Here is a 12,711-nt window from a genome sequence, read left to right as displayed (position 1 = left end):
TAAAGAAAAAAATCCGTTGCTATAATGCAACAGATTTTTTTGAATTTCTCACTTCAATATTTTTCATTTTTCAGGCTTTTTATGACAATCCCCTTATTTTTTATCATCGTTGCAAAAATACAACTATATTGCATTTTTGCAACTAATGCATCTTTCTGTATTTTTTCCTTTTTCTGACAAATGTAGATGCATCTATCCCTAAAACTTTCGCTGCACTCCTTACATTTCCATACTTTTCAAAAGCTTTATCAAGGAGTTCCATTTCCACCTTTGCAACAGCATCCTTTAACGGTACAATGCCCTCTCCTAAAACTAACTCTCTATTTATATTACTAGCAACTATTTTTTTAGGAAGATCCTCAAAGGTAATTTTACTTTCACTACTCATAATAAATACTCTTTCCACAATATTTTTCAATTCCCGAACGTTTCCTGGCCAATCATATTCATACAATACCCCCAGTGCATCTTTACTAAATTCTTTATCCCAATGATATCTCTCATTAAGTTCGGAAAGAAAATAGCGCACAAGAGGTAGAATATCTCCTCTTCTTTCTCTTAAAGGAAGAATATTAATAGGCACAACATTTAACCTATAGTAAAGATCTTCTCGAAACTGTTTTTGTTTTACCATCTCTTCAAGATCACGATTCGTTGCAGCTAAAATACGAACATCTATTTTAACAGATACAGTCCCACCAACACGCTTAATTTCCCTTTCCTGAAGTGCTCTAAGAAGTTTCACTTGCATATCTAAAGGTAATTCTCCTACTTCATCTAAAAACAAGGTTCCTCCATTTGCAACTTCAAACAACCCTACTTTACCTTCTCTATTCGCTCCAGTAAAAGCCCCTTTTTCATACCCAAATAATTCAGATTCAATTAAATTCATAGGAATTGCACCGCAATTAATTTTTATAAATTGATTTCTCTTTCGATTGCTATTCTTATGAATAAATTTTGCTGCTTCCTCTTTTCCAACCCCTGTTTCTCCTAATAACAATACCGTTGTATCCACCTTTGCAACTCTTTTTGCAATCCGCATGGTCTCAAGCATTTTTTCATCTTCAGCAACAATATGCAAAGTATTTAAAAGCTGTAATCGCATTTCTTCAATCTCAGAATAATACTTTTGTGCCAGCTCTTTATTTTTTTCAAGCTGTTCCTTAAGCTTTGCAAGTTCCGTAATATCTCTCACATTTGTCACTACCATTGAAATTTTTCCGTTCTTATCAAAAATAGGGGTACTGGTAACCAATGCATTCTTTCCTGTTCGGAATTTTTGATGAATAGTAGTTGTTTTTCTAGTTTTCAATACTCTTAGAGTAGCTGACTCAGAAATGCATCCAGATTTTTCTAATTCTATCATATTGCTCCCTAGCATTTCTTCTCTTTTTACCCCAGTAATTCTTTCATAGGCTTTATTAATCTTCATCGTATTTGCTTGTCCATCTGTAATATAAATACCATCATAAGAAGATTCAATGACCGCATCTAATTTTTTTGATAATTGTTGTACAGTGTTTAATTCATCTATTGTACTTTGTAAATCAGAACTGTCTTTAAAAACAATGACGCCAGCAGCAACCTCTTCCTCTTTGAATAAAGGAATACGATCACATATGAGTTCTTTATCCTTAAACTGAATTTTTTCTGTATATGTAGTCATTCCTGTTTTAACAGTTTCATGAAGTTTTAATTCTGGTAAAACACATTCTACTTCTAGACCCCCAATGTCCTTGTTATCCAAATCCAATATCCTGATAGCAGAAGGATTACACCGGGTAATCAATCCCTCCTGATTAACGATGATGACTCCATTATTCGTAGACTGCAAAATTGCTTTGATCTCTTTAGACTCCTGAACTTCTTTTTCTAGAAGTCTTTTTGATAAATCAGTACGAGTAAGGATTCCTACTAAATTCCCATTTTCATTAACAACCGGCAATCTTCCTACCCCAGCATCCCAAGCATCTTTTATATCCGCATCCTCGTTTATAGTAATAACCCTTTTAGAAGAAATTTTGTCTATGCAAGTAAGTGGAGAAACTTTATTTACAAAGGCTTTCATCAATTCAGTTTTTGTAATAATACTTATGAGTTTTCCATATTTATCAACCACAGGTGCACCGTCAATACGATTCGAAATAAAAATTTTCACAACATCATTCAATGTATCATTGACGGTTACCACAATAGGGTCTTTTGTCATCAAATCTTTAACCTTCAATAAGACACCTCCCTATTTATATCAATATTACCATTATATCACATACATAACAAAAAAAATCCTAGTAGATACTAGGATTCTGATTTCTTTTGGAGGCGGCACCCAGATTTGAACTGGGGAATAAAGGTTTTGCAGACCTCTGCCTTACCACTTGGCTATGCCGCCATAGTTGGAGCGGAAGACGGGATTCGAACCCGCGACCCTCGCCTTGGCAAGGCGATGCTCTACCACTGAGCCACTTCCGCATGTTATCAATACTATAAACTAAGATTTAGTTCTAATTGAATCTCTAACTCATTACTAAGTGATTCACACGAAATCAAAGATTTCGGTTCTCTACTTATACCACTGAGCCACTTCCGCATGCTACAATTACCAAAATTTTATATTTTGTGTGATTGTAGTACTCAGAAACTTTAGTTTCTGAGTTTCCTTGCATGTTATATATATTCACTTTCACTTCCATTTATACCAAAATATTTATTGATGGTGCCCAGAGGCGGAATCGAACCACCGACACGGGGATTTTCAGTCCCCTGCTCTACCGACTGAGCTATCTGGGCAAATTGGCGACCCGGAAGGGGTTCGAACCCTCGACCTCCAGCGTGACAGGCTGGCATTCTAACCAACTGAACTACCGGGCCAATTTGAAATATGGTGGGCGCAATAGGGATCGAACCTATGACCCCCTGCTTGTAAGGCAGGTGCTCTCCCAGCTGAGCTATGCGCCCCTAAAAATCTTTGTTCTTACTGACAAAGAATATTATACCACGAATACCTATAATGTCAAGAATTATTTCAAACAATTGGCAGAACTAGCATAATGCTAATTCCACCAATTATTTTGCCTGCTCTAATAATCTTAATAAATGTTCTTTGTCAAAATGATACTTTGTATTGCAAAAATGACAAGTAAGCTCTGCTTGTCCATCTTCTTCAATCATTTCTTTTAAGTCTTTTTCTCCTACACTAATAAGTGCCTTTTCTAGTTTCTCAACAGAACAATCACAAACTAATTTTATCTCTTTTTTATCTAATATTTCAAAATCAAAACCTTCCAAGATTATTTTTAGCATTTCTTCTTCAGCTACTGCCGTTTCCATAATCTTCGTAATAGGCGGAAGATTTTTTAATCTTTCTTCAAGTTTTATAATAACATCTTCCTCTGCATCTGGTAAAACTTGAATAATCAATCCTCCTGCTTCCTTTACAGAATAATCCCTATCTACTAAAACACCTAATGCTACAGCAGAGGGTTGTTGTTCTGAATAAGCAAAATATGCAGTAAAATCTTGTGCTATCTCTCCAGATACTAAATCTGATTGCCCAACGTAAGGCTCTTTCAAACCTAAATCTTTGATTACTACCATCTTTCCATTGGTTCCTACAGCCCCACCAACATCTAGTTTTCCATCTTGTCTTAAGGGTAGCTCTACATATGGATTTGCCACATATCCCTTTACATTTCCATTAGGATCTGCTACTGCTAAAATTTGTTTTACTGGTCCATCTCCCTTTATTTGCACAGATAATTTGTCCCGATCTCCCTTAAGCATCATTCCCATCATAGCTGTTGCTGTAAGTGTTCTTCCTAAGGCTGCCGTTACAACAGGTGTTGTATCATGTATTTTTCTTGCTTCTTCAACTAAACCTGTTGTAACAGCAAAAAAAACTCTTAAATTTTTATTAGCAGCTACTGCACGAATAACATAGTTCTTCATTACCTATTCCTCCTTATTACTAACTATATATAGTATCCCTAATAAGCATCTATTTATAAACACAATAAAAGCCCTGATATGACAGGGCTATTCGACACTACAAGTTATTAAAGTTTTTTATTACACTTCTATGTATAAGCTTTTATTACGCTTTAGTAACGTTTGTAGCTTGAGGTCCTTTTTCTCCTTGAACTACTTCAAATTGAACAGCTTGACCTTCTTCTAAAGTTTTGTAACCATCCATAGCGATTGCTGAGTAATGTACGAAAACATCATCACCATTCTCTCTTGAAATAAATCCATAACCTTTTTCTGAGTTAAACCATTTTACAGTACCTTTTTCCATCGAAATAATACCTCCTAACAAATTTCATGCGCAATTTCTTTACGCTATTTAGAGTTTATCATAGCTCTTAATTTATGTCAATGAAAGGAAAAACTTTCACCCTACTTCTCACATACAAAGTAAATTCTTTCACTTTCATTCTTAGTTTTTTCAAATGTAAAGGCCTCAAATTTTTCTATTTTACGGAATCCTACCGTGCTTAATTTTTCTACTATTTCATTTTCTTTATAGGCCTTTTGACTATGGGATTCTTCATATTTTTTATATACGTCTCCTTCTTTTGAAAAAATAGTTAAATCAAAATCACAAACACTTCGATCTTCATCAAAATAATTTTCCCATATATAAGAAACTTCTTGAAAGTTTTCAGCATATGTATTGTTCCCAAGTATGTTTGATAATTTATAATAAGAACTAATATCGAATACAAATAAGCCCTTCGTTTTTAAATCATTGTATACATTCTGAAATACTTTTAATAAATCTTTCTCATCAATAATATAATTGATGCCATCACAAATACATAAAATACTATCCAATTCACTAGGTAATGCTAGCTCTCTCATATCATGATTTAAGTAGATTACTTCAACCCCCATATCTCTCGCTTTTTCTTGAGCAACAAAAAGCATATCCTCTGAAAGATCTACTCCAATAAGATTATACCCTCTTCGGGCTAAAATATTCGTAATATTCCCTGTACCACAAGCTAGTTCTGCAATATTTTGGGGTTTTATATTGTATTTTTCAAATATCCTTTCAATATAATCAACCCAATTCTCATAATCCACATCTTCCATCAGTTGATCATATACATAAGCAAAAGCACTATAGCTATTCATTTCATCTCTCCTCTATTTTTTATACTTCTCAACTTCATAAGTATAAAAGCAAAATTCTTTATCAAAACTTACCCTCTACATTTAGTTAAAAATTCTATTCCAGCTGAATCATTTTATACGCTACCTTATAGGTCAGAACATCTTATTTTATTTTTATATCAAACAATACAACAATCTATAATTATGCTACTTTTATATTATAACGATTTTATTCCTTTTAGAAAAGAAAAAGAGATAGGAACACCCTATCCCTCAACTGAATTTTTCTTTTTTAGCTCCTTCTTTTTCACTGTAATTAGTCCACCGATTCTTCCAGTCTCTTTTGCAGTAAGTCCACCCCATCCAAGTGTTTCCACTTTTTCCATTAATCCTAACTCTTTTGCAATTTCATATTTCCATTTGTCTTCAATGGTTTCTATCTTTTTCTTTTTATTCTTCTCACTATTTTTTTTAGACATTTATACCCCTCCCCTATTGGTATTATGGGTAAGGGGTATAATTTTTATACCTTAAGTTTTAAATCATAATAATATTTTTGTAAAATCCTTTAATTATTGGGTAAGTTTTTAAGGGTTTTATATAATATTCCTACAAGTATTAAAGAAATAATTAATTCCGGTAACAAATATGAACTATTATAACCAATAGAAAAAATCCATGGATTTGTGTCCCCTGCATAAGATGCCCATAAAATTACTCCTGATAGAACATGAGATATAAATCTTCCAAGTATACCTATAAATACACCTGCTAATACTCCTGCAAAGCTTTTTTTTAACAATCCTGCTAATCCTAACAATCCAAAAGGAATAATATAATCTAGTAGAATACATAATATATGAGTAGAATACATAGGTCCTAAAATAAATTGTAATATTCCATATACAACTCCTGCTAATATACCCGGTCTTACCCCCCACCTTACTGCATAAAATAAAATGGGTACCATACTTCCAGCTGTAACCGATCCTCCATTTGGACCCTCATATACTTTTAAATAGCTTAAAATTTGTGCTAAGGCAATCATCATTCCAGCTTCCACTAACATTCTAGTAGACATTTTTCTCATTTTTACTCTCTCCTTTGTATTTTAAAATAAAAAAACTGCATTCTAAAAATGCAGCATAAAATTTAACAATTTTCCTACGCTGGCATTATCCAGATCAGGTTATGGGTCGGAACACAAATAACTCCCTCTCAGCCAATTTTCAGCTCCCCGTCACTATTTATTTTTACACTTCAAAAATACCTAATCCAATTAATCCTGATCCTGTATGCACTCCTAAAACAGGACTAATTTGACCGAAAAAAGTTTCCTCTACATTTCCAATTTCTTTAATTCTTTCAAGAAGGTTTGAAGCCTCTTTTTCAGCATATCCATGCATAACAGCTACATAACATCTCTTATTGGTTAATTTTTCTTTTGCAATTTTATAAAGTTCTTCTATAGATTTTTTTCTTCCTCGTACTTTTGTATAAGAATAATATTTTCCTTCTTCATCTACAGAAATAACCGGCTTTATTCCAAGTAGTTCTCCTATAGTCCCTTCTACGACGCCAATTCTTCCTCCTTTTCTTAAATAATCTAGGGTCTTTAGTACAAAAAAAAGTTTTGAATTGTTTATTCCTTTTTCTGCCTTTTCATAGGCTTTCAAAAAATCATTTGATATCTTTATTTCCTTAGCTGCTTGAAGAACTATAAACCCTAGCCCAATAGATAAGTTTTTAGCATCCAATAATTTGATCTCTAATTCTTTAAAAGAATCTGTCAAGTTTTTCACCATATTATAGGTACCACTCAACCCACTAGAAATAAACAACCCTAAAACATGAGTATATCCTTCTTCTTTCAATCTTTCAAATAAATCAGTTACATCTTCTGGTGAAGGTAACGAAGTTTTAGGAATCTCTTCTTCTAATTTTCCGTAAACTTCCTCTGCAGAGATTTCTACTCGATCTCTATACTCTTTACTTGAATAAATGATTCGAAGAGGAAGTATTTTTATATCATATTCTTGTACAACTTCATCAGGTAAATCACAAGAAGAATCCGTAACAATAGCAATTTTATTCATTTAAACACTCCCAACTTTATGCAGCCATAATATATTTCAATTGTATATATGCAACATATATAAATATAATAACCGTTAGCAGTATAGGTGTAAATATAAATATAGACATTTTTTTAGGTTCTACATTATTTTCTACCTCATTATTTATCCTATAAGATACACTTTTTGTTTCTTTTATAATCATTCTTATCAGAAAATACGCTATAGAACCTGCTACAACAGCAATCATCCCCATAAAAATAGTAGCAAAGATTAATTGCATTGTACTTGACATCTGATTCTGCACCTCTACATTGGGCTTAGGTAATTTTGAATTGAAATAATTTAAAAGGAATCCAAAGGTTACGGCTATCCCATTATTTGTCATATGTCCAACGATTCCTGCAAATATAGAATCTGTTCTATATACCAAAAACCCGAAAACAAGTCCAAGGATCATAGGTCCTGCAAAATTTTGAATATTAAAGTGAAACAGTCCAAACAAAAGAGCTGATAGTACAATGGCATTTACTTGACCAAATCTTTCATACCCCCGCATGACAAGTCCTCTAAAAAATACTTCTTCACATATTCCTGCTGACATAGCAATAATAAGCATTAGCACAAAATATTCACCTATATTATTAGCAGTAGGAATAGGTGGTGGCTGAATCTTTCCTAAAGTACTAAGAACTGTCATAACGATTAAATTAAAAAACAAAGCCACTGGATAAACAAATATTGTAATCCCAACAATGGTCAAAATATGTTTCCCTTTTAATTTGTTGAGTCTCAAAACCCTTTTGAATGAATCTCCTTTTAATTTAATATAAATCAGTGGCGGTAATAGTACAAGAATATATTCTGTAATGATCAATCCACTTTTTATATCTTTACTCTGTACATAGTATCCTACTGTTAATAGCAAAAGAGCTGTAACTAAGTATAATATATTTATTCCTAATACTCCTATTGTATCCTTTTTTTCCAAAAAATCCACTCCTTATACACAACTTTATTCAAATCCATTCATAGTCCTTAAAATATTCACATATACTTGTATACCCATAAGCAAAACATCTTCATGAAAATTAAAACAGCAATTGTGAAGAGGATATATAGCTTCCTCTTTCTCATTTCTAACTCCTAAAAAGAAAAACAGTCCTGGTATTTCCTTTTGAAAATAAGAAAAATCTTCAGCAATCATCTGTGGTTCTACCAAATCAATATTTTCCCTTCCAACAGCTTTGATAAGAGTGTCTACTAAATCAGCATCATTATTTATTGCTGGATACATATCTCGAAAGATAATATCTATTCTACAATCATACATTTTTTCAATGCCTTTTGCTAAATCTATCATTCTTTCTTTCATCTTTTTATATACATCTTCATGAAAAGCCCTTAGTGTTCCTTCCAAATGGGCATTTGCTGCAATAATATTTCGCCTTTCTCCTGACCACATTTTTCCTATGGTCAGCACAGCGCCCTTCACAGGATTAATACTTCTGCTTACAATGGTCTGATAAGACGTAATCAAATTAGCAGCAATTACAATACTATCCTTTGCTTTTTGAGGAATAGCACCATGACCACTCTCTCCATAGATTACTATATCAAATTCACCAGTCTGAGCCATCATAGGGCCTTTCTTGCATCCGACTCTCCCCTCTTTCACTTCTGGATAAACATGTAATCCTATGATTTTATCAATATGAAATTTTTCTAAAACCCCTTCTTCAATCATAGGACGAGCTCCCCCAGGTCCTTCTTCTGCTGGTTGAAACAAAAAAACAATATTATCTATTAGCTTTTCCTTATTCATAGATAAGTATTTTGCAAGGCCCAAAACAACCCCCATATGTGCGTCATGTCCACAAGCATGCATCATACCCTTATGCTTTGACCTATAAGAAAGTTTTGTCGCCTCTTCAATATTAAGGGCATCCATATCTGCTCGAAATGCAATGGTCTTTTCTCCAACACTTCCTTTTAAATATCCTATAACACCTGTTTTTGCAATATTTTTATAAACCTTTACACCATACTCCTCAAGTTTTTCCACAATAAAACCACTGGTCTTTTCCTCTTCAAATGCAATTTCAGGAATCTTATGAAGCTCTCTTCTCGTAAGAATTACTTCTTCCTTGATCTTTATAATTTCTTTTTCAATATGAATCATTTTCTCACCCCAACCTCTAATAAAATTGCCTATACAGTATTGTATCCTTTTTTTTAATCTTAGAAAAGTAAAAGTTTTTAGTTGACACAACTTTTAAGTTATGTTACGATACGTAAAAATGAATATTCAAAAGCGTTGTGTTTTAGAGGTTGCGATAGACAATAAGTATTTTAAACTAGGTAAAGGGAACTGTCATGTTTAAAAGAAAGGTGTTATCGCCGAAGTAATATGTCTCATCCCTTGAGAATATTACTGGCATTATGTTGAATAAGCATAATACTGTCATTACTAGATTACCCAAGCTATTAATGGTGCGCTACTTCACACGGGGTGAAAGTTGTATTCTTTTCAGTACTAAGCGGCTGAGAGTACCTTTTACTCTTTTGCCGTTTTTTTATTGGTTCTCACCTTTTGATCCCAATAAAGTCACACCTCTATACACTTCCTTTGTAAATCTTAAAATCCCTAAAATTTTTCAAAAATATTTTGACAGATATTACATAATCATATATCATAAATGTAACCAAATGTTCATAATTATATTATAATAATATTAGCATAAGTTAATCACCAAAATATAAACACAGGGGGCAATTGTGTTGATAACAGAAGCTCGAAGAAAAAAAATATTAGAACTTATTGAAAGAGAAGGGATTGTCAACTTACAACAATTAACAGACACCTTTGATGTATCCATTTATACTATCAGACGAGATCTTACAACCTTAGAAAAAAAAGGACTTCTAAAAAAAACCCATGGTGGAGCTGTTAGAGTAGAAAAATCAAAATGGATTCCATCTATAGAAGAAGGAAAAATAGAAGCCCTTGAAGAGAAAAAAAAGATCGCCCAAAAAGCAGTAGAATTTGTAGATGATGGTGATACCATCATACTTATGGGTAGTATGGTTAGTTTATTAATGATTCCATTGATTAAAGATAAAAATATTACAGTAGTTACAAATTCTTTAGATGTGGCAAAAGACCTCTCTCAGATTTCTAATATTGAAACAATCATGATTGGTGGTCATATTAAAAACTACAAAGGAAACATACTAGGCTCTAGAGCCATAAATGATCTAAAAAATTATTATTTTGACAAAGCCTTTATTCCATGTGCTGGCATTAATCATACAGGTGTTAGCACTTCAACCATTGACAGTAGCGATTTTTCAAAAGCTGTTATCGAAAGTAGCAGACAAAACATCATCATTACAGACTACAGAAAAATTGGAAGAATTACCTTTGCTCATGTATGTGATCTTGATAAAATTCATATACTCATTACAGATGATAAAGGGAATAAAGACGAAATAAGCAAAATAGCAAAAAAAGGAATACATGTGGAAATTGGAAATATTTCAATATAAAAAAACAAATTTAGGGGGTAATAAAGATGAAAAAAGTAAATATTGCAGTAGTAGGTGCTACTGGTATGGTTGGAAGAACATTCTTAAAGGTATTAGAAGAAAGAGATTTTCCATATGAAAATCTATATGTCTTTGCATCTAAAAAATCAGCTGGTCAAAAAGTAACTTGTAAAGGTAAAGATTTTACAGTGGAAGAATTAACTGAAAATTCTTTTGATAGAGATATTGACATTGCCCTTTTCTCAGCAGGTGGTGATATTAGTAAAAGATTCGCTCCTATTGCTGCTTCAAAAGGTGTAATCGTTGTAGATAACAGTAGTGCTTGGAGAATGGATAAAGATATTCCACTAGTGGTTCCTGAAGTAAATCCTGAAGACATTAAATGGCATAAAGGAATCATTGCAAATCCTAATTGTTCTACTATTCAAGCAGTAGTTGCTCTAAAGCCACTACACGATAAATTTAATATAAAAAGAATCGTATACTCTACTTACCAAGCTGTATCTGGTTCAGGTGTAAAGGGTGTAGCAGATCTTGAAGAGGGTTTAAAGGGGAATGATCTTTTATCCGCTTATCCACATCCTATCGCAGGAAATTGTCTTCCTCATATTGACGTATTTTTAGAAAATGGTTATACAAAAGAAGAAATGAAAATGATTAACGAAACACAAAAGATTTTAAATGATTACGATTTAAAAATTACAGCAACTACTGTAAGAGTTCCTGTAAGAGATGCTCATAGTGAATCTATTAATATAGAATTTGAAAAACCTTTCCAATTAGAAGAAGTAAGAAATATTTTCGAAAATGCTCCTGGCATAGTGGTTCAAGATAATGTAGCTAATAATGTTTATCCACTAGCTAGAAATGCTGCAGGACATGATGAAGTATATATCGGTCGTATAAGACGAGACTTCAGTCTTGAAAATGGTCTGAATTTATGGGTAGTCGCAGATAACATCAGAAAAGGTGCAGCAACAAATACAGTTCAAATTGCAGAAATTTTGATTCCTACTCTAGAGTAATCAGCATAAAATAATATAGAGTCTTAAATAATAATGAAAGGATGGTTTTTATGAGTTTATTTACCGGTTCTGGCGTTGCCATTATTACTCCTTTTAAAGATGGAAAGGTAAACTTTAAAAAGCTAGAAGAAATGTTAAATTGGCATGTAGAACAAGGAACAGATGCTATTGTTATCTGTGGTACTACTGGAGAAGCTTCTACTATGACAGATGAAGAACAAAAGAAAACCATTAAATTTACAGTAGAAAAAATTAACGGGCGTATTCCAGTAATCGCCGGAACAGGAAGTAACTGTACAAATCATGCTATAGAAATGAGTCAATATGCAGAAAAAATTGGTGCAGATGGTGTATTAGTCATTACTCCATACTATAACAAAACTACACAAAAGGGTCTTATTGCACACTTTGGCGCTGTAGCAAAAGCTATAAGTATTCCAATTATCGTTTATAATGTTCCTGGAAGAACTGGAGTAAATATACTCCCTAAAACTTTGGCTGCTTTAGCCCATCAATATTCTAATGTAAAAGGCGTAAAGGAAGCTAGTGGAAATATTGCTCAAGTGGCGGAAATGGCTCGTCTAACTCCTGATGACTTTTCCATTTATTCTGGTAATGATGATATGGTTGTTCCTTTAATGTCTCTAGGAGGCTCTGGTGTCATTTCTGTTGTTGCAAATATTGCTCCTAAGGATACCCATACAATGGTACAAAACTTCATTGATGGAAATGTAAAAGGAGCTTGCAAATTGCAACTTCATATGAAAGCATTAATTGATTCATTATTCATAGAAGTAAATCCTATCCCAGTAAAAACAGCTATGAATTTAATGAATTTTGAAGTAGGAAATCTTCGATTACCACTGGTAGAGATGGATGATGAAAACTTAACCGTTTTAAAACAAAGAATGAAAGAGTATGGTTTAATTCAATAGGGAGGGATT

Annotated in this window: 12 protein-coding genes, 5 tRNA genes and 2 riboswitches; of the genes, 3 read left to right on the top strand and 14 right to left on the bottom strand. The window is 33.0% G+C overall.

What is annotated here, in order from left to right:
• Nucleotides 1-142: 142 nt before the first annotated feature.
• The 14 genes from K7H06_RS04665 to K7H06_RS04600 all read right to left on the bottom strand — a co-directional run bounded on the left by K7H06_RS04665 (nucleotide 143) and on the right by K7H06_RS04600 (nucleotide 9,375).
• Complete coding sequence (locus tag K7H06_RS04665; RefSeq protein ID WP_223038784.1) at nucleotides 143-2,230, bottom strand: sigma-54-dependent Fis family transcriptional regulator; 2,088 nt, start codon at nucleotides 2,228-2,230, stop codon at nucleotides 143-145.
• 90 nt (nucleotides 2,231-2,320) lie between these two features.
• Nucleotides 2,321-2,395, bottom strand: a tRNA-Cys gene (locus K7H06_RS04660).
• A gap of 5 nt (nucleotides 2,396-2,400) precedes the next feature.
• Nucleotides 2,401-2,475: transfer RNA gene (locus tag K7H06_RS04655), tRNA-Gly, on the bottom strand.
• 242 nt (nucleotides 2,476-2,717) lie between these two features.
• Nucleotides 2,718-2,793 (bottom strand) — tRNA-Phe (locus K7H06_RS04650).
• Between the two features lie 4 nt (nucleotides 2,794-2,797).
• Nucleotides 2,798-2,874 (bottom strand) — tRNA-Asp (locus K7H06_RS04645).
• Between the two features lie 11 nt (nucleotides 2,875-2,885).
• Nucleotides 2,886-2,961 (bottom strand) — tRNA-Val (locus K7H06_RS04640).
• A gap of 108 nt (nucleotides 2,962-3,069) precedes the next feature.
• Nucleotides 3,070-3,951 carry an Hsp33 family molecular chaperone HslO gene (gene hslO, locus K7H06_RS04635; protein ID WP_223038783.1) on the bottom strand — a complete coding sequence of 294 codons (882 nt, stop codon included), beginning with the start codon at nucleotides 3,949-3,951 and terminating at the stop codon, nucleotides 3,070-3,072.
• Nucleotides 3,952-4,096: 145 nt separating this feature from the next.
• Nucleotides 4,097-4,297, bottom strand: coding sequence for a cold-shock protein (locus K7H06_RS04630; RefSeq protein ID WP_223038782.1), 201 nt, complete (start codon nucleotides 4,295-4,297; stop codon nucleotides 4,097-4,099).
• Nucleotides 4,298-4,398: 101 nt separating this feature from the next.
• The gene (locus tag K7H06_RS04625) at nucleotides 4,399-5,139 is read right to left on the bottom strand and encodes a class I SAM-dependent DNA methyltransferase (protein WP_223038781.1); all 741 of its coding nucleotides are present in this window, start codon (nucleotides 5,137-5,139) and stop codon (nucleotides 4,399-4,401) included.
• A gap of 245 nt (nucleotides 5,140-5,384) precedes the next feature.
• On the bottom strand, nucleotides 5,385-5,597 hold the full coding sequence (locus tag K7H06_RS04620; protein ID WP_223038780.1) for an alpha/beta-type small acid-soluble spore protein: 213 nt from the start codon (nucleotides 5,595-5,597) through the stop codon (nucleotides 5,385-5,387).
• Nucleotides 5,598-5,686: 89 nt separating this feature from the next.
• Nucleotides 5,687-6,208 (bottom strand): energy-coupled thiamine transporter ThiT, encoded by a 522-nt coding sequence (gene thiT / locus K7H06_RS04615; RefSeq protein ID WP_223038779.1) that lies wholly within the window; start codon nucleotides 6,206-6,208, stop codon nucleotides 5,687-5,689.
• Nucleotides 6,209-6,262: 54 nt separating this feature from the next.
• A riboswitch (TPP riboswitch) is annotated at nucleotides 6,263-6,369 on the bottom strand.
• 2 nt (nucleotides 6,370-6,371) lie between these two features.
• The gene (locus K7H06_RS04610; protein WP_223038778.1) at nucleotides 6,372-7,214 is read right to left on the bottom strand and encodes a DegV family protein; all 843 of its coding nucleotides are present in this window, start codon (nucleotides 7,212-7,214) and stop codon (nucleotides 6,372-6,374) included.
• A gap of 16 nt (nucleotides 7,215-7,230) precedes the next feature.
• Nucleotides 7,231-8,184, bottom strand: a complete 954-nt coding sequence (locus tag K7H06_RS04605) for a type II CAAX endopeptidase family protein (protein WP_223038777.1) — start codon at nucleotides 8,182-8,184, stop codon at nucleotides 7,231-7,233.
• 24 nt (nucleotides 8,185-8,208) lie between these two features.
• A complete protein-coding gene (locus K7H06_RS04600) occupies nucleotides 8,209-9,375 on the bottom strand; it encodes a M20 metallopeptidase family protein (protein WP_223038776.1) in 1,167 nt (388 codons plus the stop codon).
• Nucleotides 9,376-9,510: 135 nt separating this feature from the next.
• Nucleotides 9,511-9,702: riboswitch (Lysine riboswitch) on the top strand.
• A gap of 269 nt (nucleotides 9,703-9,971) precedes the next feature.
• Between K7H06_RS04600 and K7H06_RS04595 the strand changes: the two genes are divergently transcribed.
• The 3 genes from K7H06_RS04595 to dapA are packed head-to-tail and all read left to right on the top strand — an operon-like array spanning nucleotide 9,972 to nucleotide 12,702.
• Nucleotides 9,972-10,742, top strand: coding sequence for a DeoR/GlpR family DNA-binding transcription regulator (locus tag K7H06_RS04595; RefSeq protein ID WP_223038775.1), 771 nt, complete (start codon nucleotides 9,972-9,974; stop codon nucleotides 10,740-10,742).
• Between the two features lie 26 nt (nucleotides 10,743-10,768).
• Entirely contained in the window at nucleotides 10,769-11,767 is a 999-nt protein-coding gene (locus K7H06_RS04590; RefSeq protein WP_223038774.1) for an aspartate-semialdehyde dehydrogenase, read from the top strand.
• 50 nt (nucleotides 11,768-11,817) lie between these two features.
• The gene (dapA, locus tag K7H06_RS04585) at nucleotides 11,818-12,702 is read left to right on the top strand and encodes a 4-hydroxy-tetrahydrodipicolinate synthase (protein WP_223038773.1); all 885 of its coding nucleotides are present in this window, start codon (nucleotides 11,818-11,820) and stop codon (nucleotides 12,700-12,702) included.
• Nucleotides 12,703-12,711: the final 9 nt, after the last annotated feature.

This window comes from Crassaminicella profunda (genome assembly GCF_019884785.1).
Taxonomy (GTDB): domain Bacteria; phylum Bacillota; class Clostridia; order Peptostreptococcales; family Thermotaleaceae; genus Crassaminicella; species Crassaminicella profunda.
The sequence above is the reverse complement of the archived record's forward strand: the minus strand, read 5'-3'. Positions and strand labels throughout refer to the sequence as shown.

What these genes read in the sequence shown, in the direction of transcription:
- hslO (WP_223038783.1), bottom strand. Translation starts at nt 3,951, where the DNA reads ATGAAGAACTATGTTATTCGTGCAGTAGCTGCTAATAAAAATTTAAGA.
- K7H06_RS04630 (WP_223038782.1), bottom strand. Translation starts at nt 4,297, where the DNA reads ATGGAAAAAGGTACTGTAAAATGGTTTAACTCAGAAAAAGGTTATGGA.
- K7H06_RS04625 (WP_223038781.1), bottom strand. Translation starts at nt 5,139, where the DNA reads ATGAATAGCTATAGTGCTTTTGCTTATGTATATGATCAACTGATGGAA.
- K7H06_RS04620 (WP_223038780.1), bottom strand. Translation starts at nt 5,597, where the DNA reads ATGTCTAAAAAAAATAGTGAGAAGAATAAAAAGAAAAAGATAGAAACC.
- thiT (WP_223038779.1), bottom strand. Translation starts at nt 6,208, where the DNA reads ATGAGAAAAATGTCTACTAGAATGTTAGTGGAAGCTGGAATGATGATT.
- K7H06_RS04610 (WP_223038778.1), bottom strand. Translation starts at nt 7,214, where the DNA reads ATGAATAAAATTGCTATTGTTACGGATTCTTCTTGTGATTTACCTGAT.
- K7H06_RS04600 (WP_223038776.1), bottom strand. Translation starts at nt 9,375, where the DNA reads ATGATTCATATTGAAAAAGAAATTATAAAGATCAAGGAAGAAGTAATT.
- K7H06_RS04590 (WP_223038774.1), top strand. Translation starts at nt 10,769, where the DNA reads ATGAAAAAAGTAAATATTGCAGTAGTAGGTGCTACTGGTATGGTTGGA.
- dapA (WP_223038773.1), top strand. Translation starts at nt 11,818, where the DNA reads ATGAGTTTATTTACCGGTTCTGGCGTTGCCATTATTACTCCTTTTAAA.